General features: G+C 64.5%; 17 protein-coding genes and 1 other RNA gene. 8 read left to right on the top strand and 10 right to left on the bottom strand.

Features of this window, described 5'->3' with window-relative positions:
• The first annotated feature begins 18 nt into the window (after nucleotides 1-18).
• The 3 genes from hemN to AC1MHZ_RS11790 all read left to right on the top strand — a co-directional run bounded on the left by hemN (nucleotide 19) and on the right by AC1MHZ_RS11790 (nucleotide 2,921).
• Nucleotides 19-1,401: an oxygen-independent coproporphyrinogen III oxidase gene (gene hemN / locus AC1MHZ_RS11800; protein WP_084854646.1), complete on the top strand. Its 1,383-nt coding sequence runs from the start codon at nucleotides 19-21 to the stop codon at nucleotides 1,399-1,401.
• Between the two features lie 184 nt (nucleotides 1,402-1,585).
• Entirely contained in the window at nucleotides 1,586-2,320 is a 735-nt protein-coding gene (gene fnrA, locus AC1MHZ_RS11795) for a Crp/Fnr family transcriptional regulator FnrA (protein WP_084854645.1), read from the top strand.
• Between the two features lie 52 nt (nucleotides 2,321-2,372).
• Nucleotides 2,373-2,921, top strand: coding sequence for an adenine phosphoribosyltransferase (locus tag AC1MHZ_RS11790; protein WP_084854644.1), 549 nt, complete (start codon nucleotides 2,373-2,375; stop codon nucleotides 2,919-2,921).
• Nucleotides 2,922-2,985: 64 nt separating this feature from the next.
• Here AC1MHZ_RS11790 and recR read toward each other — a convergent pair whose 3' ends face one another.
• From recR to dnaX, 3 genes are all read right to left on the bottom strand, one after another.
• Nucleotides 2,986-3,588, bottom strand: coding sequence for a recombination mediator RecR (recR, locus tag AC1MHZ_RS11785; RefSeq protein WP_084854643.1), 603 nt, complete (start codon nucleotides 3,586-3,588; stop codon nucleotides 2,986-2,988).
• A 204-nt stretch (nucleotides 3,589-3,792) separates the two neighbouring features.
• The gene (locus AC1MHZ_RS11780) at nucleotides 3,793-4,128 is read right to left on the bottom strand and encodes a YbaB/EbfC family nucleoid-associated protein (RefSeq protein ID WP_084854642.1); all 336 of its coding nucleotides are present in this window, start codon (nucleotides 4,126-4,128) and stop codon (nucleotides 3,793-3,795) included.
• 62 nt (nucleotides 4,129-4,190) lie between these two features.
• Nucleotides 4,191-6,278 carry a DNA polymerase III subunit gamma/tau gene (gene dnaX, locus AC1MHZ_RS11775; protein WP_482966382.1) on the bottom strand — a complete coding sequence of 696 codons (2,088 nt, stop codon included), beginning with the start codon at nucleotides 6,276-6,278 and terminating at the stop codon, nucleotides 4,191-4,193.
• 128 nt (nucleotides 6,279-6,406) lie between these two features.
• Between dnaX and AC1MHZ_RS11770 the strand changes: the two genes are divergently transcribed.
• The gene (locus AC1MHZ_RS11770) at nucleotides 6,407-7,180 is read left to right on the top strand and encodes a substrate-binding periplasmic protein (protein WP_368829645.1); all 774 of its coding nucleotides are present in this window, start codon (nucleotides 6,407-6,409) and stop codon (nucleotides 7,178-7,180) included.
• 427 nt (nucleotides 7,181-7,607) lie between these two features.
• On the opposite strand, the gene AC1MHZ_RS11765 is transcribed toward AC1MHZ_RS11770, so the two are convergent.
• The 7 genes from AC1MHZ_RS11765 to AC1MHZ_RS11735 form a co-directional block, all read right to left on the bottom strand.
• Nucleotides 7,608-9,542, bottom strand: coding sequence for a hypothetical protein (locus tag AC1MHZ_RS11765; protein ID WP_482966381.1), 1,935 nt, complete (start codon nucleotides 9,540-9,542; stop codon nucleotides 7,608-7,610).
• 17 nt (nucleotides 9,543-9,559) lie between these two features.
• Entirely contained in the window at nucleotides 9,560-9,982 is a 423-nt protein-coding gene (locus AC1MHZ_RS11760) for a hypothetical protein (RefSeq protein WP_084854638.1), read from the bottom strand.
• 162 nt (nucleotides 9,983-10,144) lie between these two features.
• An RNA gene (gene ffs / locus AC1MHZ_RS11755) (signal recognition particle sRNA small type) lies at nucleotides 10,145-10,241 on the bottom strand.
• A 121-nt stretch (nucleotides 10,242-10,362) separates the two neighbouring features.
• Complete coding sequence (ligA, locus tag AC1MHZ_RS11750; RefSeq protein ID WP_482966380.1) at nucleotides 10,363-12,717, bottom strand: NAD-dependent DNA ligase LigA; 2,355 nt, start codon at nucleotides 12,715-12,717, stop codon at nucleotides 10,363-10,365.
• Between the two features lie 273 nt (nucleotides 12,718-12,990).
• Nucleotides 12,991-13,860 carry a cell division protein ZipA gene (zipA, locus tag AC1MHZ_RS11745; protein WP_368829657.1) on the bottom strand — a complete coding sequence of 290 codons (870 nt, stop codon included), beginning with the start codon at nucleotides 13,858-13,860 and terminating at the stop codon, nucleotides 12,991-12,993.
• Nucleotides 13,861-14,063: 203 nt separating this feature from the next.
• Nucleotides 14,064-17,552: a chromosome segregation protein SMC gene (smc, locus tag AC1MHZ_RS11740; RefSeq protein WP_368829658.1), complete on the bottom strand. Its 3,489-nt coding sequence runs from the start codon at nucleotides 17,550-17,552 to the stop codon at nucleotides 14,064-14,066.
• Between the two features lie 3 nt (nucleotides 17,553-17,555).
• The gene (locus tag AC1MHZ_RS11735) at nucleotides 17,556-18,215 is read right to left on the bottom strand and encodes a GntR family transcriptional regulator (RefSeq protein ID WP_084854634.1); all 660 of its coding nucleotides are present in this window, start codon (nucleotides 18,213-18,215) and stop codon (nucleotides 17,556-17,558) included.
• Between the two features lie 269 nt (nucleotides 18,216-18,484).
• Here AC1MHZ_RS11735 and xdhA point away from each other — a divergent pair, with 269 nt between their 5' ends.
• The 4 genes from xdhA (at nucleotide 18,485) to guaD (ending at nucleotide 24,637) form a co-directional block, all read left to right on the top strand.
• Nucleotides 18,485-19,939 (top strand): xanthine dehydrogenase small subunit, encoded by a 1,455-nt coding sequence (gene xdhA / locus AC1MHZ_RS11730; protein ID WP_482966379.1) that lies wholly within the window; start codon nucleotides 18,485-18,487, stop codon nucleotides 19,937-19,939.
• Nucleotides 19,932-22,331 carry a xanthine dehydrogenase molybdopterin binding subunit gene (xdhB, locus tag AC1MHZ_RS11725; protein ID WP_368829660.1) on the top strand — a complete coding sequence of 800 codons (2,400 nt, stop codon included), beginning with the start codon at nucleotides 19,932-19,934 and terminating at the stop codon, nucleotides 22,329-22,331. The genes xdhA and xdhB overlap by 8 nt, the downstream gene beginning before the upstream one ends.
• Before the next feature lie 145 nt (nucleotides 22,332-22,476).
• Complete coding sequence (gene xdhC / locus AC1MHZ_RS11720; RefSeq protein WP_084854631.1) at nucleotides 22,477-23,322, top strand: xanthine dehydrogenase accessory protein XdhC; 846 nt, start codon at nucleotides 22,477-22,479, stop codon at nucleotides 23,320-23,322.
• A 10-nt stretch (nucleotides 23,323-23,332) separates the two neighbouring features.
• Nucleotides 23,333-24,637: a guanine deaminase gene (gene guaD / locus AC1MHZ_RS11715; protein WP_482966378.1), complete on the top strand. Its 1,305-nt coding sequence runs from the start codon at nucleotides 23,333-23,335 to the stop codon at nucleotides 24,635-24,637.

Here is a 24,637-nt window from a genome sequence, read left to right as displayed (position 1 = left end):
CTCTATCCGGGGACCACCATGCTCGACGACCTACGCTGGGACTCCGACCTGATCCGCCGCTACGATCTGGCCGGGCCACGCTACACCTCATACCCGACCGCCGTGCAACTGCATGGCGAAGTGGGCTCGTTCGACCTGCTCCACGCCCTGCGCGAGAGCCGCCGTGCAGTTCGCCCATTGTCGCTGTACGTGCACGTGCCGTTCTGCGCCAACATCTGCTACTACTGCGCCTGTAACAAGGTCATCACCAAGGACCGCGCCCGCGCCCAGCCCTACCTGCAACGGCTGGAGCAGGAAATCCAGCTTGTCGCCTGCCACCTGGCACCCAACCAACGCGTCGAGCAACTGCATTTCGGCGGCGGCACCCCCACCTTCCTCAGCCATGTGGAGCTGCGCCACCTGATGGCGACCCTGCGCCAGCATTTCCACCTGCTGGACGACGACTCCGGCGACTACGGCATCGAGATCGACCCACGCGAGGCCGACTGGTCGACCATGGGCCTGCTGCGCGAACTGGGCTTCAACCGCGTCAGCCTGGGCGTGCAGGACCTGGACCCGGCCGTCCAGCGGGCGATCAACCGCCTGCAAAGCCTGGAGCAGACCCGCACGCTGGTGGAGGCTGCACGCACCCTGCAGTTCCGTTCGGTCAACCTCGACCTGATCTACGGCCTGCCCCGGCAGACGCCGGACGGCTTCGCCCGTACCGTCGAGGAAGTGATCCGTCTGCAACCGGACCGCCTCTCGGTGTTCAACTACGCCCACCTGCCCGAGCGCTTCATGCCCCAGCGGCGCATCGACAGCAATGAGCTGCCGGCGCCCGGTGCCAAGCTGGAGATGCTGCACCGCACCATCGAGCAGCTGACCGCCGCCGGCTACCGCTACATCGGCATGGACCACTTCGCCCTGCCCGATGACGAACTGGCCATCGCCCAGGAGGAAGGCACCTTGCAACGCAACTTCCAGGGCTACACCACCCACGGCCATTGCGACCTGATCGGCCTGGGCGTATCGGCCATCAGCCAGATCGGCGACCTCTACTGCCAGAACAGCAATGACCTGGCCAGGTACCAGGAAACCCTCTCCACCGCCCAGCTGGCGACCCAGCGCGGCCTGCTGTGCACCCCGGACGACCGCGTGCGGCGCGCCGTGATCCAGCAGTTGATCTGCCACTTCGAGTTGGATTTCGAGACCATCGAACAGGCCTTCACCATCGATTTCCGCGGCTACTTCAACGAGCAGTGGCCAGAGCTTCAAGCCATGCAGCGAGACGGCCTGATCAGCCTGGACACCCGAGGCATCCGCGTACTCCCTGCCGGGCGCCTGCTGGTACGTTCGGTATGCATGGTGTTCGATGCCTACCTGGCCATGCACAACCGCCAGCGTTTTTCACGGGTGATCTGATACGAGTCGATCGACCGCATGGACAGACCTCCTTGCCAAGGACACTATGGGCAATTGACAGGCCTGGGTAGCCCTACGCCACGGCCTGGCCAGCGCGCACCAAAAATAGCGCATGCTGGCCTACACCCCACGCTGTGAGTTACCCTTACAGCTTATGTGTGCTTTCCCACAAGGATCGATTGAAATGTCCGAGCCAGTCAAACTGCGCCCTCACAACCAGGCCCACTGCAAGGATTGCAGCCTGGCGCCCCTGTGCCTGCCCCTGTCCCTCAATCTGGAGGACATGGACGCACTGGATGAGATCGTCAAGCGCGGCCGCCCGCTGAAGAAAGGGGAATTCCTGTTCCGCCAGGGTGACAATTTCGGCTCGGTCTATGCGGTGCGCTCCGGCGCCCTGAAAACCTTCAGCCTGAGCGACAGCGGCGAAGAGCAGATCACCGGCTTCCACCTGCCCAGCGAACTGGTCGGCCTGTCCGGCATGGACACCGAGGCATACCCGGTATCGGCCCAGGCACAAGAGACCACCTCGGTCTGCGAGATTCCGTTCGAGCGCCTGGACGAGTTGTCGGTACAACTGCCGCAACTGCGTCGCCAGTTGATGCGTGTGATGAGCCGCGAGATCCGCGATGACCAGCAGATGATGCTGCTGCTGTCGAAGAAGACTGCCGATGAGCGCATCGCCACTTTCCTGGTCAACCTCTCCGCACGCTTCCGCGCCCGCGGCTACTCGGCCAACCAGTTCCGCCTGAGCATGTCGCGCAACGAGATCGGCAACTACCTGGGCCTGGCGGTGGAAACCGTGTCACGGGTCTTTACCCGCTTCCAGCACAATGGCTTGATCAAAGCCGAAGGCAAGGAAGTGCACATCCTCGACCCGATCCAGCTGTGCGCGCTGGCGGGTGGTGCGATGGAAGCCTGAACAAGCCTCCCCGGCAAGGTATACTGGCGCATCCGTTTTCCAGGAAAGCCACATGCACTGCGATACCTTCGACCTCAAAGCCCTGATCCGCCCGGTCCCGGACTTTCCCAAGCCGGGCGTGATCTTCCGCGACATCACCCCGCTGTTCCAGTCGCCCCGTGGGCTGCGCTACGTCGCCGACCAGTTCATCGAGCGCTACGTCGAGGCCGAGTTCAGCCACATCGGTGCCATGGATGCCCGGGGCTTCCTGATCGGCTCTATCATTGCCCACCAGTTGAACAAGCCGCTGATCCTGTTCCGCAAACAAGGCAAGCTACCGGCCGACGTGCTGTCGGAGGCCTACCAGACCGAATACGGCGAAGCCTTCCTGGAAGTGCATGCCGACAGCCTGTGCGAGGGCGATTCGGTGTTGATCTTCGATGACCTGATCGCCACCGGCGGTACCCTGCTGGCGGCTGCCAACCTGGTGCGGCGTACCGGCGCCGAAGTGTTCGAGGCAGCGGCGATCATCGACCTGCCGGAACTGGAAGGTTCGCGTCGCCTGCAGGCGGCCGGGGTGCCGACCTTCTGCCTGACCGAGTTTTCGCTCAGCGAATATTGAGGTGCATCGGGGCCGCTTTGCGGCCCCAATCGCGGGGCACGCCCGCGCCTACAAGGCCCTAGGCCTACAGGGAAATGGGTTTACGCCCTGCGAATGCATGGGCCAAGGTTCCGCCATCCACCATCTCCAGCTCCCCTCCCAGCGGCACGCCGTGGGCGATCCGCGAGGCGGTCAGGCCTTTCTCGGCCAGCAGCTGGGCGATGTAGTGGGCGGTCGCCTCCCCTTCAACGGTGGGGTTGGTGGCCAGGATCACCTCACTGAAAGTACCCTGCGCTTCGATCCGTGCCATCAGCTGCGGAATGCCGATGGCCTCTGGGCCCAGGCCATCCAGGGGTGACAGGTGCCCCTTGAGCACGAAATAGCGACCGCGGTACCCGGTCTGCTCCACCGCATATACGTCCATCGGGCCTTCGACCACGCACAGCTGGGTGTCGTCGCGACGAGTATCGGCGCACTGGGGGCACAACTCCTGCTCGGTCAGGGTGCGGCATTGGCGGCAGTGGCCGACGCCTTCCATGGCCTGGCTCAGGGCCTGTGCCAGGCGCAGACCGCCGCTGCGGTCGCGCTCGAGCAGCTGCAGGGCCATGCGCTGGGCGGTTTTCTGGCCGACGCCGGGCAAGGTGCGCAGGGCGTCGATCAGTTGGCGGATCAGGGGGCTGAAGCTCATGGGAAAGGCCTGACAGATCAATAGGAGGCGGTTTATACCCATCAAGGTCATTCACGTCAAATGGACGCGGGTATGATTCGCGTGGCGTAGTGGTGCGAAGATCCAGCGCCCACGTAATCTGTAATCCTATCCCTTGCTATAAAAAAAGCCGCCCCGATAATCGGTAGCGGCTTCGATAGGCAGCCGGTCAACACCGGCAACGCATCAGAACGGCATCTTGAAGCCAGGCGGCAGTTGCATGCCAGCGGTCATGCTGCCCATCTTCTCCTGGCTGTTCTGCTCGACCTTGCGTACGGCGTCGTTCAGCGCCGCCGCGATCAGGTCTTCCAGTACTTCCTTGTCGTCCTCTTCGGTCGACATCAGGCTCTGGTCGATGCTGACGCGCTTGACGTCGTGACGACCGGTCATCACCACGCTCACCAGGCCGCCACCAGACTGGCCGGTGACTTCGGCGTTGGCCAGCTCTTCCTGCATTTTCTGCATCTTTTCCTGCATTTGCTGGGCCTGCTTCATCAGGCCGGCCATGCCACCTTTCATCATGGGGTACACCTCGATTGGTTCATGTGATGCGGCCGACGCAGCGCCGGGCGCATGGTTATCCGTTACTCGTCCTGGCTGACCAGGGCCTGTACAGGCTCAATAGTATCCTGCCGTACCGTCGCACCGAACTGCCGGATCATCTGCTGGATGAGCGGGTCCTGCTCGATCGACACTTCTGCGTCGCGCTGACGCTCGGCACGCTTGCGCGCGGCAGCCTGGGCTGGTGTCTCCTGCTCCGGCCGGATCAGTTCGATCTTCAAACGCAGGGTGCGCCCCAGGTGCTGGTTGAGCGCTTCGTTCAGACGCCGCTGCTGGGTCGAATTGAACAGCGCGCCCTGGGCCGGATCCAGGTGCAGCAACCAGTCATCACCCTCAGCGGCGATCAGCGTGCAGTTCGCGGCGATGTTGCCTGTCATGCCCGACACAGGCAACTGCGGGAATAATTCCAGCCATTGCAAGGCCAGGCCCGTGGCGGGCTTGGCCGCTGGCAGTGGCTCCGGCGCCTTGGCCGGCTCGGCCTCATGTACATGCTCGGCCAGCTCGTCCAGGTAGCTGAAGGCTGCCGGGTCGCTGTCCGGTGTGTAGTAGTCCTCGTCCAGCGGAGGCTCATCGTCCCGGTCCATACCGACAGGGCCGTACGCAGACGGGTCGAACGGCGGCTCGTCGTCGTTCGATTGCTCCACGCTCGGCTCTGGTGCAGGTACCGGCTCAGGGGCAGGCGTCGCAGCGACAGGTGCTTGCGGGGCAACAGGCGCCTCCCATGGCAGGTCGATGACCTCCTCCACCTGCGGCTCTGGCGCGTGGACCTCGGCCTGTACCTCAGGCTCGGGGTCGCGCTCAGGATGCGCGGGCGGAGCGGGTTCAGCCGCCTGTTGCAACGCCTCGACAGGCTCGACGACGGGGTCGGCCACGGCCGGTACGTCCGCAGGTGCAGCGGTGGGCTCCGGCTCGACGGCGACAACCGGCTCGACGGCAGGCTCCGCGGCTGCCACCGGTGTTGCCGGATCAGCTGTGGCCTGGCTGATCCCCACCGGCTTTAGTACCGGCTTCGGTGCATCGTCGGCATCCGCCGGGCGGAAGGCAAGCATTCGCAGCAGGACCATCTCGAAGCCACCGCGTGGGTCCGGCGCCAGTGGCAGGTCGCGACGACCGATCAGGCCCATCTGGTAATAGAACTGCACATCTTCGGCCGGCAGTGCCGAAGCCAAGGCCAGCACCCGGTCGCGATCGCCCTGGCCGTTGTCGACAGCCTCGGGCAACGCCTGGGCGATGGCAACGCGGTGCAGCACGTTGAGCATCTCGGCCAGCACGCCGTTCCAGTCCGGGCCCTGCTCGGCCAGGTTGCGCACCGCTTCGAGCAGTGCCCGGGCATCGCCTTCGAGCAAGGCCTGGAGCACGCCATAGACCTGCCCATGGTCGAGGGTACCGAGCATCGCCCGTACGTCCGCGGCCAAGACCTTGCCTTCGCCGAAGGCAATAGCCTGGTCGGTCAGGCTCATGGCATCGCGCATCGAGCCATCAGCCGCGCGGCCGAGCAGCCACAGGGCATCTTCCTCGAAGGGCACGTTCTCGGCACCGAGCACATGGCTCAGGTGCTCGACCACCCGCTCCGGGCTCATGTTCTTCAGGGAGAACTGCAGGCAGCGCGAGAGAATGGTGGCCGGCAGCTTCTGCGGGTCGGTGGTGGCCAGGATGAACTTGACGTAGGGTGGCGGCTCTTCCAGCGTCTTGAGCAGGGCGTTGAACGAGTGGGTCGAGAGCATGTGCACTTCGTCGATCAGGTAGACCTTGAAGCGCCCACGGCTAGGGGCGTACTGCACGTTGTCGAGCAGCTCGCGGGTGTCTTCGACCTTGGTGCGGCTCGCGGCGTCGATCTCGATCAGGTCGACGAAGCGGCCTTCGTCGATCTCTCGGCACACCGAGCAGGTGCCGCACGGCGTGGAAGTGATGCCGGTCTCGCAGTTCAGGCACTTGGCGATGATACGCGCGATGGTGGTCTTGCCCACGCCGCGGGTACCGGTGAACAGATAGGCATGGTGCAGGCGCTGGTTGTCCAGGGCGTTGATCAAAGCCTTGAGCACATGGGTCTGGCCGACCATTTCGCGGAACGAGCGCGGGCGCCATTTACGTGCAAGAACCTGATAACTCATCAAAAACCATCGCAACCTGAACGAGCGGAAGATCGCTAATGCTAGCGGAGCGGGGGCAAAATTGCACCCTGCCGAACTCGTCTACGCTATGAACAGGCACGCTCTGGCAGCGATCAGGGAGGATTGACGTGCGGCGAGTCCTGCTCATCCTCATATTCTGGGCCAGCCACAGCCTGGCGCAGCAGCCGGTGCTGCGTTTTTCCGTGGCCGAAAGCTGGAGCATGCCGCTGATCCGCCTGGAGCAGGGTCAGCCGGTCGAAGGCATCCTGTTCGACCTGATGCAGGCCCTGGCCCGCGAAGCAGGCGTGCGCCCACGCTATCACCTGATGGCCCGTCTGCGGCTCAAGCAGGCCATGGACAACGGCGATATCGATGTACGCTGCTACGTCACGCCCCAATGGTTCAGCGAACGCTTCGCCAACTTCGTGTGGAGCGTACCCCTGCTTCGCCAGAGCGACCTGCTGGTCGGCAGCCCTGGCACGCACCGCCCCACCCAGGCAGACCAGCTGGTGCAACAACCGGTGGGCACCGTGCTGGGGTACAGCTACCCTGCCCTGGAGGGCCTGTTCGCCCAAGGCAAGTTGCACCGCGAAGACAGCCGCAACCAGCTGCTGGTCTTGCAGAAACTGCAGGCCGGGCGCTATCGCCATGCCGTGAGCAATGCGCTCTCCCTGCACTGGTTCAACCGCCAGCAGCCTCCCGCCGGGCAACTGCCGGCCCTGGCCGTGCTGGAGGAACAGGACCTGCACTGCATGGTCCGCGACGACCCGGCTATTCCTACCCGACCCATCCTCGAGGCGCTGGCACGCATGAAGCGGTCAGGGCAGATCGACCGGATCGTCCAGCGCTACGGCGCACCTGCGATACAACCAGCCGCGTCCCGCCAGGCCATCGATCGATGAGCCTCGCTACGCAAGCGCAATAGCGCTCAGAAAAATGATGATCCCCAACACGACAAGCCCGATGGCAACCCCCTGAAGCGGGGTCAGCTCTTCTTGTTTCATTGTGCTCATCTGCATGTTTGCGTCTCCGCTTGTTCTTGTGATGAGCTTGGATAATAAGGATTAATTTCCTACGTAGATGCCGGAAATCTCCGGTCCTACTGCAAGGCAACTCCTACGCAATACCCGAGACCATACACAGCATGTTCAACACGCGGACAGGGAAGTAGGTGCGCAAGTGTTAACCCGCCGGCCCAATCGCGGGACAAGCCCGCTCCCACAAGGTCGGTGTTCCAGCCCGACAAGGTGGGTTATCGACCATAGGCTACGACGTGCAGGGTCATGTGGGAGCGGGCTTGCCCCGCGATTGGGCCGGTACAGTCCCCCTTCAATAACCGTGAGACTCCCGGAACGGCTGGCCCTTGTGATAGGCCACCCACTCCTGCACATCGTAGGGCAGGTACAGCTGCCGACGGGCGCGCGACAAGGCGATATACACCGCGCAGACCCGAGCGTCGAATGCATAGGCATCCTTGAACGGCTCGGTGCTCATCAGCTCTGGCGTCAGCAGCACGTGATCGAACTCCAGCCCCCCGGCATCCTCGGCCAGCATCAGCATGACGCTGCCCGTCTGGCCGGTCACCTGCGCCTTGAGCGCATTCAGGTCGGCCATCCTGAAGCTTTCCTGCAGCCTGGCCTGCACCCAGAGGAACGACGCGTCGTAACGGTGAGCATCTTGTACCTGGCGCCAGTCGGCGCTATGGGCAAAATACGGGTGCGAGGTATCGCCATCATGCTCGCCGCGAAAGAGCTTGACTGCGGTCTCCATGAAGGCCGGCATGCCCGACTGTTCGGCAAAGCCAAGCGCGCAACGCTTGCCCGCCAGCTCCATGGCCCATTTCATGGTGTCCCAGTGCGAGGCCGTCAACACCATGCACCCGACCGGCGGCACGAACCCTTGCGGATAGAACTCGATCCCGACCTCGGCGCTGCCGGCGCCCTCGAAGGCGAGCTTGGACTTCTGTGAATGCACGCTGATCAGCGGGTTGATCAAACGCTCGACCTGGGGCCCACTGCGCACGGAGAAGGCAATTTCGCGCTGGCGTACCTCGCGCTGCCTGCGCAGACCTGGCCCCCAGGCACGCTGGTATTCGTCGCCGAGGGTAATCAAAACCTGGCGGCCACGCTCGATGATCTGCAGCAGCGACGCCGGCACGTCCTGGCTCTCGTCGATGATCACATGACTGTAGTGCGCTGGCACGCTGCAGCCGGCCAGGCTCGCGCGCTTGACCAGCAACAGTGGCGCAAAACCGCTGTGGCTGTCCCACGCAGGGTTGGCCTGCAAGTACGTCCACAGGCGGCTTGCATATTCGAGCAGGACGCGGCTGTCGACATTCGACAAGGGCTGCTCGAAGAACGGCAGGTGGCGGGCAGTGATGCTGTAGTCCCACGATTCGCAGTAGGCCTTCAGCACCTCCAGGCAGATCTCCAGCGCCTTCTCCGGCCCGTATTGGCGAACGCCGAGAATCCCCAGCTCCTCGGCCAGGGCGCGTTTGCGCGGCAACCGGGCCGGCTTGGCCGCAGGCCGTCGTGCACCTTGCAGCAGCTCTTGGGCGAACTCGCCGAAGGTCTTGCCGCGCTTGCTGTCGGCCTGCACGCCAAGGCGGCGGCGCAGGGTTTGGAGCTTCCCGGTGGTACGCGCCAACGGCAGTACCCGGCCAGCCGGCAGGCAGTCGATCAAGGCGCCGAGCAGATAGCTCTTGCCGATGCCTGCATACCCTTGCACATGCAGGTCCTCCTCCGGGTTGGCCCGCACCACCCGGACCAGCTTGTCCTGCGCATCGGTGAGCCATCGCTCCTTGTTCATGCCGATGATGGCCTGCTGGCGGAACGGGTTGTTGTTCAGGTGCCGACGGACCTTGAATTCGAAATCCCACTTGCCATCGGGCAACAGATAATCGCGCGCATCGACTTCGTCCGCCGGTAACAGATGCAGCTTCGACCCCTTCATGACTTCGAGGCCGAAGTACAGCTTGCGCGCATCGAACAACCGACGCGCTTCCGACAGCAGCCCGACGCCCGACGAATGACGCCCATCGACCGCCCAGGCCAGCAGCTTGGCCAGCACTTTTTCGGCAGCTGCCGGGTCGAGCACCTGCCCTTTGACATCGGCAAGATGCTGGATGACCAGCACCGCAGCCAACTGCGGATCGTCCAGAGCCTCCAACGCAGGCAGCCCAGGTGCATCGAGCAGGCCTTGGCAGGCCTCTGCGGTCACCGGCAGGAACACCGGGCGGGTGAAATCGTAGTGTTCAGGTTGCATACGCGCTCACGCCAAAATCATTCAACAGCGCACGGCTCGGCACTAGCCGCCACCTGCAATGCGTATTCATAGGCCCCAAGGCTGCCGCTCATCCCGCCCGGGTATTCCCGCGCCTGGCCAGCGCCCGCCTCGCCGTCGGCCTCGATCACCCCGTCGAGCTCGTACAACGCCATTTCCAGCAGCTTGCGCAGGTGTCGGGCGTTGCCGGCCGAAACCCGCAGCTGCAGCTCGAACCCACCGGGGCTCGTCACAACAGGCTTGTCGCTGCTCACCACCTCGGCCTCGCCCAGTATGCGCTCGTGCTCTTCTTCCATCTGGTCAAGCACCTTGGTCAGCTCCAGCACCCGCTCGGGGTGGGCAGCCATCAGGTCCTTGATCTCCAGGCGGCGCACCTGCCACTCACGGATCTTGTGGCGGGTCTGGTCGTCTATGTGGTCCATGGTCGTTACCTCGCGGCCAAAACGGACTGGCGGAATGCCTTGCATGATAAGGCTCGCGAAGGGGCGGGAGAAAGGTGCGCGGTATTACCAGGCGTTGACGGCTGGGTACAGAGCAAGGTCGGAAGGATGAAACGGCTTGGCAGCGGCCAAAAATGGAGGCGGCCCCACCAGCCACACCCCGGCACACGATGTTCCCGCTATGGCTGCTCCCTTCCGGGCCTGACCAGGTTAACGGGTAATCGTTGCGGGGGGACCGATGGGGCCACCACTACGCGGCTCGCCAAGTGACGAGCCGCGCCATTGTACCGGTCTGGGGCGAAGTTACAACCTCTGCATCGAGAAAAAACCATCATTTCTCAATGACTTGTGCCATTCGTCGGTCAGACCGCGATGCCCTGGGCCTCGAGGAAGCTGACGAAAGCATCTTCATCGAGCACCTTGAGGCCCAGCTCGTTGGCCTTGGCCAGCTTGGAGCCGGCGCCGGGGCCGGCGACCACGCAATGGGTCTTGCCGGACACCGAGCCTGCCACCTTGGCGCCGAGGCTTTCCAGCTTGTCCTTGGCGACGTCGCGGCTCATGCGCTCCAGGGTGCCGGTCAGGACCCAGGTCTGCCCAGCCAGGGGCAGGCCTTCTGCAACCTTCTTCTCGCTGGCCCAGTGCATGCCGAATTCCAGCAGTTGCGCCTCGATGTCACGGGCCAGTTGCTGGTTGGCCGGCGCCTTGAAGAACTCACGCACGGCCTCGGCCTGTTTGGCGTTCAAGGCCTGGCGCAGGTCGATGCCGTCGGCTGCGATGATCTTGTCCAGGGTGCCTAGCTTGGCCACCAGCTTCTGCGCACCGGTCGGGCCGACCGAGGGGATGTCGAGCTTGGCGATCATGCCGTCCAGGGTGGTACTGGCGGCGAACTCGGCGGCCAGCTCGCCTTCGTCCTGCAACTGCAGGCCGCTGTCGAGCAACTGCTGGATGACGTCGCGGTTGTGGTCGTCCTCGAAGAAGTTGTGGATCTCGTAGGCGACTTCCAGGCCGATGTCCGGCAGGTAGGTCAACACTTGCGGCAAGGCCTGCTGCACCCGCGCCAGGCTGCCCAGGGAACGGGCCAGGACCTTGGCGGTTTCCTCGCCGACATCCGGGATCCCCAGGGCGAAGATGAAGCGCGCCAGACTGGGCCGCTTGCTGGCCTCGATGGCGTCCAGCAACTTGTTGCTGGAGACCTCGGCGAAACCTTCGAGCTCGACCACTTGCTCGAAGGTCAGGCGGTACAGGTCGGCCGGCGAGCGGATCAGGCCTTCATCGACCAACTGCTCGACACTCTTCTCGCCCAGGCCATCGATGTCCATGGCACGGCGCGAGACGTAGTGGATGATCGCCTGCTTGAGCTGGGCCGCACAGGCCAGGCGGCCGACGCAACGGTATACCGCGCCTTCACTGGTGGTTTCCTTGCCTTTGCTGCGCTTGACCAGCTGGGTGCGCTCGACCTGCGAACCACAGACCGGGCACTGGCTGGGCACCTGCACCGGCCGGGCATTCTCGGGGCGGCGCTCGGCCACCACCTGCATCACCTGCGGGATGACGTCGCCGGCCCGCCGGATGATCACGGTGTCACCGATCATCAGGCCCAGGCGGGCGATTTCGTCCATGTTGTGCAAGGTGGCGTTGGAAACGGTGACACCCGCCACCTTGACCGGCTTCAACCGCGCCACCGGCGTCACTGCGCCCGTGCGGCCGACCTGGAATTCGACATCGAGCACTTCGGTGAGCTCTTCCATGGCCGGGAACTTGTGGGCGATGGCCCAACGTGGCTCGCGGGCACGGAAGCCCAATTCACGCTGGGCGGCCAGGCTGTTGACCTTGAACACCACGCCATCGATTTCATAGGGCAGGTCGTTGCGCCGGGCGCCGATGTCACGGTAATAGGCCAGGCACTGCTCGACCCCGGCGGCATGCCTGAGCTCACGGCTGATGGGCATGCCCCAGCCCTTGAGCTTCTCGAGGATCCCGATATGGCTGTCGGCGATGGTCTCGGACACCTGGCCCACCCCATAGCAGCAAAACTCCAGCGGGCGGCTGGCGGTGATCTTCGGGTCCAGCTGGCGCAGGCTGCCAGCGGCCGCGTTGCGTGGGTTGGCGAAGGTCTTGCCACCGCTCTCGGCCTGGGCGGCGTTGAGGCGTTCGAAGCCGGCCTTGCTCATGTAGACCTCGCCACGAACCTCCAGCACTGCCGGCCAGCCGCTGCCTTGCAGTTTGAGCGGGATGTTGCGCACGGTGCGCACGTTGGCACTGATGTCCTCGCCAGTGGTGCCATCGCCACGGGTGGCGCCCTGCACCAGCAGGCCATCGCGGTACAACAGGCTGACCGCCAGGCCATCGAGCTTGGGCTCGCAGCTGTAGTCGACTGCCGCCTCGTCGGCGAACAGGTCGCCTGACGGCAGGTCCAGGCCCTCCACTACCCGGCGATCGAAATCGCGCAGGTCGTCCTCCTCGAAGGCGTTGCCCAGGCTGAGCATGGGGATTTCGTGACGAACCTGGCTGAACGCCGCCAGCGCCGCGCCACCCACCCGCTGGGTCGGCGAGTCGGGCGTCACCAGGTGGGGGTGCTCGGCCTCCAGGGCCTTGAGCTCGTTGAACAGGCGGTCGTATTCGGCGTCGGGCACGCTCGGCTCGTCGAGCACGTAGTAGCGGTAGTTGTGCTGGTCGAGCTCGGCACGCAATTCATGGATACGGTTTTCGGCGTTCATCGTCCGTTTTCTCTTGCAAAGCAAAAGAGCAGCCTGGGGCTGATGCTATGTACCTAAGCAATTGGGGCCGCTACGCGCCCCATCGCGTGGCAAGCCCGCTCCTACGGCGCGGGTGTGGTCGCTGTAGGAGCGGGCTTGCCCCGCGATGGGCTGCATAGCAGCCCCAACCAATGTCACAAATAGCTTAAGTGAACTGCATCAGCCTCTGCGGGCTACTCTTTCGATGAAATCTAGCGGGCGGATCCGGAGGCCGGATCCGCCCGCTGGGGTACATCAGCGCTTCTGGGTCAGCGCGCGGCGCTCGAACTCGACGATGCGCTGGCGGTAGTGCTCGATGGTCTGGGCAGTCAGTACGCTGCGCTGGTCGTCCTTGAGCTCGCCGTTGAGTTCGTGGGCCAGCTTGCGCGCCGCAGCCACCATCACGTCGAAGGCCTGCTTCGGATGACGCGGCCCGGGCAGGCCCAGGAAGAAGCTCACCGCGCGGGTGCTGAAGTGGTCGATGTCGTCCAGGTCGAACACGCCCGGCTTGACCGCATTGGCCATGGAGAACAGCACCTCGCCGTGGCCGGCCATGCTTTCGTGGCGGTGGAAGATGTCCATCTCGCCGAAACGCAGGCCGCTTTCGAGAATGTTCTGCAACAGGGCCGGCCCCTTGAAGCCACCCTCGTCACGGGAGATCACGCTGATCACCAGCACTTCCTCCGCCGGCGGCAGCTCCTTGACGGTATTGCTGCTCGCCGTGCCATTGTGGCGTTTATCGGCCGGGTAGTCCTCGTCGGCATCGGCGAACAGGTCGGGCTCGCGCGGCTCGGCAGCCAGGTTCAGGTCGCCCTGCTGCGGCTCGCCAGCACGCTTGCCACGCTTGGCGGCCTTGGCCGGCTTGGGCTCGCGCTCGCGCGCCGGCGCGCTGACCGACGGCAGGTCGCTCTCGTCCAGCTCAGGCTCCTTCTGGGTTTCCAGTACGCGAGCAGGGCCGAGCACCTCGGCGCTGCCCTCTTCGTCCGGCAGGTTGGAATAACTGCGATCCAGACGGAATTTCAACTTGCCCTTGCCGCCGCGCATGCGGCGCCAGCCGTCGAAAAGAATACCGGCGATGACAATGACGCCGATGACGATCAGCCACTCGCGCAGACCGATTTCCATGTAATCCCGTGCCTCTAAAAAATATGCTTGAAAACAAAGGCTTCAAAGCCCTTTAACACGTGGCGCCAACTCTATGTTCTGACAGGCGTTTTACCCACGCAAAAAACAAGTGACATTAAGCTAGCACGACCAAAGACAACTTTACACCGTCTGTCGCACATGTCGGGGGCATTTCCCTCTGGTTTGTGCCCTCTGTTCTCTCATCAGGCGTCGACCATGGCCAGCGCTTCCTCCACATCAACTGCAACAAGACGTGAACAGCCCGGCTCGTGCATCGTCACCCCCATCAATTGTTCGGCCATTTCCATGGCGATCTTGTTATGGGTGATGTAGATGAACTGCACGCTTTCGCTCATTTCCTTGACCAACCTGGCGTAACGCCCGACGTTGGCATCGTCCAGCGGGGCATCGACCTCGTCGAGCATGCAGAACGGTGCCGGGTTCAGCTTGAAGATGGCGAACACCAATGCCAGGGCGGTCAACGCCTTCTCGCCGCCGGACAGCAGATGGATGGTGCTGTTTTTCTTGCCCGGCGGGCGCGCCATGATCGTCACCCCTGTATCGAGTAGATCTTCGCCCGTCAGTTCCAAGTAGGCACTGCCGCCACCGAAAACTTTTGGAAAAAGTGCCTGTAAACCGGCATTTATCTGATCAAAGGTATCCTTGAAGCGGTTGCGGGTCTCCTTGTCGATCTTGCGAATGACGTTTTCAAGGGTCTCCAGGGCTTCCACCAGATCAGCGTCCTGGGCGTCCAGGTAGCGCTTGCGTTCGGACTGCTGCTGGTACTCCTCGATCGCCGCCAGGTTGATCGCCCCCAGGCGCTGGATCCGCCCGTCCAGTTGCTCCAGCTCCTGCTCGGTGCCCTGCTCGCCGGCTTCGGGCTCGAGGGTGGCGAGTACGCCCTGCAAATCATAGCCATCGGCCAGCAATTGCTCTTGCAGCGTCTTGCGGCGCACGTCCAGGCCCTGGGACTCCAGGCGCGACTGCTCCAGCTGGCCACGCAGCAACTGGGCCTGCTGCTCGGCCTGGGTACGACGACGCTCGGCATCGCGCAGTTCGCGGTCGGCCTCGTCCATGTGCAGGCGGGCCTGGCGCATCTCTTCATCGACGCCCATGCGCCGCTCGAGCAGCTCTTCGAGCTTCAGGCGCAACTCCTCCAGCGGGGCCTCGCCTTCTTCCAGGTTCAGGTTCAGCTGTTCCTGGCGCTCGCTCAGGCGCGCCGCCTGCAGTTCCAGGCGCTCCAGGGCCTGGCGGGTGGAGTCGTGCTGGGCACGCAGCGAGCCCAGGCGTACGGCCAGCTGGTGGGCGTGATCCTTGTGCTGGCGAGCCTCCTGGCGAATGCGGTCCAGGCCTTCGCGCAGGGTGTCGCGACGGGCCATCAGCTGTTCACGCTGTTCGGTGTCCTGGGCCATCTGCTCCAGGGCCTCTTGCAGCACCAGGCGCGCCTCGCCCAGTTGTTCATGCTCGAGGGCGCGTTGCGCCTGCAGCTCGGCCAGCTCTTCGCCCAGGCGCTGCTGGCGCAACGCCACCTGCTCGGCACGGGCGCGGCCAGCCGACAGGCGCGCCTTGAGCTCGCCCTGCTGGCGGCTTGCCTCCTGGGTGCGCCGGTGCAGTTGCTCACGCTGCGCTTCCAGCTCGCGCTGTTGTTCACGACGGGTCTGGACCTCGCGGTCGAGGTGCTCCAGGCGCTCTTCCAATTCGCGCTGCTCAAGCCCCAGGCGCTCGATCTCCTGGCCACGGGCGAGCACGCCCCCCTGGGACTCGCCCCCCCGATTGACCCGCAGAAAATGCCGCCCGACCCAGTAGCCGTCGCGGCTGACCAGGCTATCGCCCTGGCCCAGGCCTTCGCGCAGCGCCAGGGCCTGCTCGAGGCTCTCCACCGGGCGCACCTGGCCGAGCCAGGGCGCAAGGTCGGTGTGGCCTTCGACTTTATCCAAGAGGCTGCCCGGTAGCCGGGTACCTTGGGGCTGCTCCAGGGTCAGGCGCAGTTCGCCCTGCTCGAGGGCAGCGAAGTCCAGGTTGCCGAAATCATCGACCAGCACCGCCTGCAGGTCGGCGCCGAGCACGGTTTCCACGGCCAGCTCCCACCCCGGCTCGACCCGCAACCCTTCGGCCAGGCGCGGCCGTTGCGCCAGGCCCTGGCCGCGCAGCCAGTCGGCGGCATCGGCGCCGGGCTCCAGGGCGGCTTGCTGCAAGGCTTCCAGGGAAGCCAGGCGTCCGCCCAGGCGCTGCAACTCGCCCTGGGATTGCTGGTGGGTCTCGGTGGCCGACTGCAATTGCTCGCGTACATCTTCCAGCTGCTCGACCACCTGTTGCTCGCCCAGCTGGAGTTCTTCAAGCAACAACTCGCTACCGGCAAGCTGTTCTGTCAACTCGAGCAGCACCTCCCCTTCAGGGTCGGCGCCCAGCTGATCGCGTTCTTCACCCAGCTTGCGCTGACGCTCTGACAGGCGTTCGAGGCTGGCTTCGAGCTGCTGAAGGCGCGACTGCTGCACTTCGGCCTGGCGTCGCGGCTCAGCCGACCGGCTGTTGAAAGTGTCCCACTGCTCCTGCCAGCCCTGCATGCCCGCCTCGGCCTCCTCGAGGTGGGCGGTGGCTTCCTCGGCCGCGGCCAGGGTCAGCTCCTGCTCGGGTTCGAGCATCGCCAGCTCTTCACCCAAGGTCGCCAGCAGAGTGCGGTCGTGCCCCAGGTGAGACTCGGTCTCCAGGCGGGTACGCTCGGCCTCCTTGAGGTCATCCTGCAATTGGCGCAGGCGTTGCTGGCCATGCTGGATGCTCTGCTCGACCCGGGCGATGTCGCCTGCGACCGAATAGAACCGGCCCTGAACCTGATTGAAACGCTCGGACAGCTCATGATGGCCATCACGCAGGCGCTCGATGCTTGCATCGGCATTGCGCTGCTCGGCCACCAGGGCCTCGAAGGCTACCTCTTGGTCGCCGATGACGGCCTCGCGCTGGCGCACACGCTCGTCCAGGTCTCGCCAACGCAGCGCCGACAGGCGCGCCTTGAGCTGGCGCTCCTGGGCTTTGTATTCGCGGTACTTCTCGGCGGCCTGGGCCTGGCGGTGCAGGCGCTCGAGCTGGCGCTCCAGCTCTTCGCGCAGGTCGGTCAAGCGGGCGAGGTTTTCCTGGGTGCGGCGGATACGGTTCTCGGTCTCGCGGCGGCGCTCCTTGTACTTGGAGATACCCGCGGCTTCCTCGATGAAATTGCGCAGCTCCTCAGGCTTGGCTTCGATCAGCTTGGAAATCATGCCCTGTTCGATGATCGAATAGCTGCGCGGCCCCAGGCCTGTACCGAGGAAGATGTCGGTAATGTCACGACGCCGGCACTTGGTGCCGTTGAGGTAGTAGGTGTTCTGCCCGTCGCGGGTGACCTTGCGGCGGATGGAAATTTCGGCGTAGGCGGCATATTCGCCAATCAGCGTGGTTTCGCTGTTGTCGAATACCAGCTCGATGCTGGCCTGGCTGACGGGCTTGCGACCGGATGAGCCGTTGAAGATGACGTCGGTCATCGACTCGCCACGCAGGTTCTTGGCCGAACTCTCGCCCATCACCCAGCGCACCGCGTCGATGATGTTGGATTTGCCGCAGCCGTTGGGCCCCACCACGGCAGCCATGTTGCTGGGGAAGTTGACCGTGGTCGGGTCGACGAACGACTTGAACCCGGCCAGGCGAATGCACTTCAGGCGCATCGATCAGATCCGTGCCAGCGCCGCCAGCACCAGCTCGCAACTGCGCTGGCTATAGGCGACCAGCACTTCGCGGATGCGCACCTGGTCACGGGCGACCACGGCTTCGAGCAGCCGGGCGAACAGCTCCAGGTAGTCGACCATGTTGGCCTGGCGCTGGTCCAGGGCCAGGTAGTAGGCGCGGCTCATGGCCGGCTGCAGGTTCTCGACGGTTTCCTGCAGGTAGGGGTTGTCGGCGAACGGATAGGCTGCGCGCATCACGGCGAAGCTGTCGGCGACGAAGGCCTCGATGTCCTGCCGGGCATGAGCCTGCTGCAAGCGCTGCTGGATCTCCAGGAACGGCTCGAGATCAGCTTCACTGCGCCAGTGCCTGGCCACCGCATTGCCCAACAGGATGTAGAACTCGCCCATCAGGGCGCACAGGCTGCGCACGCCACGTTCGTCCAGCTCGGTGACGTGTGCGCCACGGCGCGGCAGGATGGCGATCAAGTGCCGGCGTTCGAGGATCAACAGCGCCTCGCGCACCGAACCACGGCTGACATTGAGCGCCTGGGTGACCTTCTGCTCCTGGATGCGTTCGCCCGGCTTGAGTTCGCCGCGAATGATCCGCTCGGCCAGGTAATGGGCAATCTGCTCGGAGAGGCTGTCCGGCGCCTTGAACGTCATGGTTTTCCTTCAGAATCTTTGAACGGGGCACAAGGTGGCGATTGTAGCGTAATTGCCTGCCCGCCGCGCAGCGGATCGACGCGCTTTATTCGACCTGCGGGGCCCGCCTGGACGCTGGCAGGCACTATGCTTGGAACAGGACGATCACTGCCGTCGGGCAGGGCCGCAGGCAAATTCTTGACCTTTGAGTCAGAAAATTATTGACCAAAAGGTCAGCCGTTGCTTAGAGTCCGCCCGAACAACAATAAAACCATTGCGAGGCCTTCCCCGTGATCCAGTTTCTCGTCAACCAGGAGCTGCGTAGTGAGCACGCCCTGGACCCGAACATGACGGTGCTGCAATACCTGCGTGAGCACCTGGGCAAACCCGGCACCAAGGAAGGCTGCGCCAGTGGCGACTGTGGTGCCTGCACCGTGGTGGTGGGCGAGCTGGCCCAGGACGACCAGGGCCGCGACACCCTGCGCTACCGCAGCCTCAACTCGTGCCTGACCTTCGTTTCGGCCTTGCACGGCAAGCAATTGATCAGCGTCGAAGGCCTCAAGCATCGAGGCGAGCTGCACAGCGTGCAACAGGCCATGGCCGATTGCCATGGTTCGCAGTGCGGCTTCTGCACCCCTGGTTTCGTCATGTCCCTGTTCGCCCTGCAGAAGAACAGCGATGGCCACGACCTGCACCAAGCCCAGGAAGCCCTGGCCGGAAACCTGTGCCGCTGCACCGGCTACCGCCCGATCCTCGCCGCCGCCGAGCAGAGCTGCGCCCGCCCCTGCCGCGACCAGTTCGACGAACAGCAGGCCCAGACCATCGCGCGACTGAAGGCGATCATCCCGACCGAGACCGGCGAGCTCAACAGTGGCGACAAACGCTGCCTGGTCCCGCTGACCGTGGCCGACCTTGCCGACCTGTACAGCTCGCACCCCGAGGCGCGCCTGCTGGCCGGCGGCACCGACCTGGCCCTGGAGGTCACCCAGTTCCACAAGGCCCTGCCGGTGATGATCTATGTCGGCCACGTGGCCGAGCTCAAGCGCATCGAGAAGACCGCGACCCACCTGGAGATCGGCGCCGCCACGCCGCTGACCGACTGCTACACCGCACTCAACGAGGAATATCCGGATTTCGGCGCGCTGCTGCACCGCTTCGCCTCGTTGCAGATCCGCAACCAGGGCACCCTGGGCGGCAACATCGGCAACGCCTCGCCGATCGGCGACTCGCCACCCCTGCTGATCGCCCTCGATGCCCAGGTGGTGCTGCGCCAGGGCGAACACCAGCGCACCCTGGCGCTGGAGGACTACTTCATCGATTACCGCATCACCGCCCGCCAGGACAGCGAGTTCATCGAGAAGATCATCGTGCCGCGTGCCAGCGATGCCTGGGCGTTCCGCGCCTACAAGGTGTCCAAGCGCCTGGACGACGATATCTCGGCGGTATGCGCCGCATTCAATTTGCGCATCGAGGATGGCGTGGTCAGCGACGCACGTATCGCCTTCGGCGGCATGGCGGCCATCCCCAAGCGTGCCCGTGCCTGCGAGGCCGCCCTGGTCGGCAAACCATGGAACCAGGCCAGTATCGAACGGGCCTGCCAGGCCCTGGGCGAGGACTTCACCCCGCTCACCGACTTCCGCGCCAGCCGCGAGTACCGCCTGCTGACGGCGCAGAACCTGCTGCGCAAATACTTCATCGAACTGCAATCGCCGCACATCGAGACTCGGGTGACCGCATATGTCTAACCATCACGCAGCCAAGAGCCAGGCCGAGATGGCCGAACTGTTCAGCCAGGACCTGACCACCGGAGTCGGTCGCAGCATCAAGCACGACAGTGCGGACAAGCATGTGTCCGGCGAAGCGGTGTACATCGACGACCGCCTGGAATTCCCCAACCAGCTGCACGTCTATGCGCGCACCGCCGACCGCGCCCATGCGCGCATCCTGCGCATCGACACCAGCCCGTGCTATGCCTTCGAGGGTGTACGCATCGCCATCACCCACGAAGACATCCCCGGGCTCAAGGACATCGGCCCGGTGGTCGCCGGTGACCCGCTGCTGGCCATCGACAAGGTCGAATACTTCGGCCAGCCGGTGGTCGCCGTGGCCGCGCGCGACCTGGACACCGCTCGCCGCGCGGCGATGGCAGCGACTATCGAGTACGAGGACCTGGAGCCGGTACTGGATGTGGTCGAAGCCCTGCGCAAGAAGCACTTCGTGCTCGACAGCCACACCCACCAGCGTGGCGATTCCAACGCGGCCCTGGCCAGCGCCCCGCACCGCCTGCAAGGCACCTTGCACATCGGCGGCCAGGAGCACTTCTACCTGGAAACCCAGATCTCTTCGGTGATGCCTACCGAAGATGGCGGCATGATCGTCTTCTGCTCGACCCAGAACCCCACCGAAGTACAGAAACTGGTGGCCGAGGTGCTGGACGTGCCGATGAACAAGATCGTCGTGGACATGCGCCGCATGGGCGGCGGCTTCGGCGGCAAGGAGACCCAGGCGGCCAGCCCGGCCTGCCTGTGCGCGGTGATCGCGCGCCTGACCGGCCAGCCGACCAAGATGCGCCTGCCGCGTGTCGAAGACATGATGATGACCGGCAAGCGCCACCCGTTCTACGTCGAGTACGACGTCGGCTTCGACGACACCGGCCGCCTGCATGGCATCAACCTGGACCTGGCCGGCAACTGCGGCTACTCGCCGGATCTCTCCGGCTCGATCGTCGACCGCGCCATGTTCCACTCCGACAACGCCTACTACCTGGGCGATGCCACGGTGCATGGCCACCGCTGCAAGACCAACACCGCCTCCAATACCGCCTACCGTGGTTTCGGCGGCCCCCAGGGGATGGTCGCCATCGAGCAGGTGATGGACCACATCGCCCGCCACCTGGCGCTCGACCCGCTGGCGGTGCGCAAGGCCAACTACTACGGCAAGACCGAGCGCAACGTCACCCACTACTACCAGACCGTCGAGCACAACATGCTCGAGGAAATGACCGCCGAGCTCGAGGCCAGCGCCGACTACGCCGAACGCCGCGAGTCGATCCGCCGCTTCAACGAGCACAGCCCCGTGCTCAAGAAAGGCCTGGCGCTGACACCGGTGAAGTTCGGCATCTCGTTCACCGCCACCTTCCTCAACCAGGCCGGTGCGCTGATCCACATCTACACCGATGGCAGCATCCACCTGAACCACGGCGGCACCGAGATGGGCCAGGGCCTGAACACCAAGGTTGCCCAGGTGGTGGCGCAGGTGTTCCAGGTCGATTTCGAGCGCATCCAGATCACCGCTACCAACACCGACAAGGTCCCCAACACCTCGCCTACCGCGGCCTCCAGCGGCGCCGACCTGAACGGCAAGGCGGCCCAGAACGCCGCCGAGATCCTCAAGAAGCGCCTGACCGAGTTCGCTGCCCGTCACTACAAGGTCACCGAGGAAGACGTGGAGTTCCGCAACGGCCATGTGCGCGTGCGCGACCAGATCGTCAGCTTCGAGCAACTGGTGCAACAGGCCTATTTCGCCCAGGTGTCGTTGTCGAGCACTGGCTTCTACCGCACGCCGAAGATCTACTACGACCGCGACCAGGCCCGGGGCCGGCCATTCTACTACTTCGCCTTCGGCGCAGCCTGCGTCGAGGTGATCGTCGACACCCTGACCGGCGAATACAAGATGCTGCGCGCCGACATCCTGCACGATGTAGGCGCCTCGCTGAACCCAGCCATCGACATCGGCCAGGTCGAGGGCGGCTTCATCCAGGGCATGGGCTGGCTGACCACCGAGGAACTGGTGTGGAACGCCAAGGGCAAGCTGATGACCAACGGCCCGGCCAGCTACAAGATCCCGGCCGTGGCCGACATGCCGCTGGACCTGCGAGTCAAGCTGGTGGAGAACCGCAAGAACCCGGAAGACACCGTATTCCACTCCAAGGCCGTGGGTGAGCCGCCGTTCATGCTCGGCATCGCCGCCTGGTGCGCGATCAAGGACGCCGTGGCAAGCATCGCCGACTACCGCGTGCAACCGCAGGTCGACGCACCGGCGACGCCTGAGCGAGTGCTGTGGGGCTGCGAGCAGATGCGCAAGGCGGTGGCCAAGCAGCAGGTTGTCGAGCAGGAACTGGAACCTTTGACACATTGATCCTGTAGGAGCGGCCTTGTGCCGCGAAAGGGCTGCGCAGCAGCCCCCATCTTCGTTGTTGCCCAGATCCTGGGGCCGCTACGCGCCCCTTTCGCGGCACAAGGCTCCTACAGAGAAACGTGTCGTCTTTTTGAGAGGTTGCATCATGCACCAATGGATCAACGCCCTCGCCGATCACCAGGCCCGCGGCGAAGCCTGTGTCCTGGTGACCATCATCGAGGAGCGTGGCTCCACGCCACGCAACGCTGGCTCCAAGATGGTCGTCAGCGCCACCGGTCTGTTCGACACCATCGGCGGTGGCCACCTGGAGTACAAGGCCCTGCACATCGCCCGGCAGATGCTCCAGGAGCAACGCACCACCCCGCACCTGGAGCGCTTCAGCCTGGGCGCGAGCCTGGGCCAGTGCTGCGGCGGCGTCACCGTGCTGCTGTTCGAACCGATGGCCGCCGTGCAGGCACAGATCGCCGTGTTCGGCGCGGGCCATGTCGGCCGTGCTCTGGTACCCTTGCTCGCCGCGCTGCCCTGCCGGGTACGCTGGATCGACTCGCGCGAACAGGAGTTCCCCGAGGCCATTCCCGACGGCGTGACCAAGGTCGTCAGCGAGGAGCCGGTCGACGAGGTGGCCGAGCTGCCGGCGGGCAGCTATTGCATCGTCATGACCCATAACCACCAGCTGGACCTGGAGCTGACCGCAGCCATCCTCAAACGCAATGATTTCACCTGGTTCGGCCTGATCGGCTCGAAGACCAAGCGAGTCAAGTTCGAACACCGCCTGCGCGAGCGCGGCTACGACGACGCCGTGGTGGCGCGGATGCGCTGCCCGATGGGCCTGGCCGAGGTCAAGGGCAAGCTGCCGATCGAGATCGCCGTGTCCATCGCCGGGGAAATCATCGCCACCTACAACGCCTGCTTCGGCCAGCACGACGCTGCCGCCAATTCAGGCCCGATCGCCCAATTGCTGCCGCCCTCCCGGCGCAGCCAAGCCAATTGACGAGACCGTTATGAGCGCAACCCGCAAAGCCTACCGAGCCGCCATCCTGCACAGCATCGCCGACCCGGCCGAGGTGGGCCTCGACGCTTCCCACGAATATTACGAAGACGGCCTGCTGGTGGTCGAAGATGGGCGCATCAGCGCACTGGGCCATGCCAGCGAGTTGCTGCCTACCCTGGGTTCCGGCGTGGAGGTGGTGCACCACCAGGATGCCCTGATCACCCCAGGCTTCATCGACACCCACATCCACTTCCCGCAGACCGGCATGATCGGTTCCTATGGCGAACAGCTGCTGGACTGGTTGAACACCTATACCTTCCCTTGCGAGAAGCAATTCGCCGACAAGGCCCACGCCGACAAGGTGGCAGGCATCTTCCTGAAAGAACTGCTGCGCAACGGCACCACCACGGCGCTGGTGTTCGGCAGCGTCCACCCCGAGTCGGTCGACGCCTTGTTCGAGGAGGCCCAGCGCCTGGACCTGCGCCTGATCGCCGGCAAGGTGATGATGGACCGCAATGCCCCCGATTACCTGACCGACACGGCCGAGTCCAGCTATACCGAAAGCAAGGCCTTGATCGAACGCTGGCACGGCAAGGGCCGCCTGCACTATGCCGTGACGCCACGTTTCGCCCCGACCAGCACACCGGAACAGCTGAGCCTCGCCGGCCAGTTGCTCAAGGAATACCCCGGGCTGTACATGCACACCCACCTGTCGGAGAACCTCAAGGAAATCGAGTGGGTCAAGGCACTGTTCCCGGAGCGCAGCGGCTACCTGGACGTGTACGATCACTACGAGCTGCTGGGCGAGCGCTCGGTGTTCGCCCATGGCGTGCACCTGTGCGATGAAGAGTGCCAGCGCCTGGCCGACACCGGTTCGGCGGTCGCCTTCTGCCCGACCTCCAACCTGTTCCTGGGCAGCGGCCTGTTCAACCTGCCCCAGGCGGAGCGGTTCAAGGTCAATGTCGGTCTGGGAACCGACGTCGGTGCCGGCACCAGCTTCTCACTGCTCAATACCCTGAACGAAGCCTACAAAGTCATGCAGCTGCAAGGCGCGCGCCTGCACCCATACAAGTCCCTGTACCTGGCCACCCTGGGCGGCGCCCGTGCCCTGCGCCTGGACGACCGTATCGGCAGCCTGCGCCCAGGCAACGACGCCGACTTCGTGGTGCTGGACTACAAGGCCACCCCGCTGCTGGACTACCGCATCCAGCAGTCCAACAGCATCGAGGAGACCTTGTTCGTGCTCACCACCCTGGGCGACGACCGCACCGTGCGTGAAACCTATGCGGCGGGGCGTTTGGTACACCAGCGCTGA

The organism is Pseudomonas sp. FA-1, assembly GCF_056856075.1.
The sequence above is the reverse complement of the archived record's forward strand: the minus strand, read 5'-3'. Positions and strand labels throughout refer to the sequence as shown.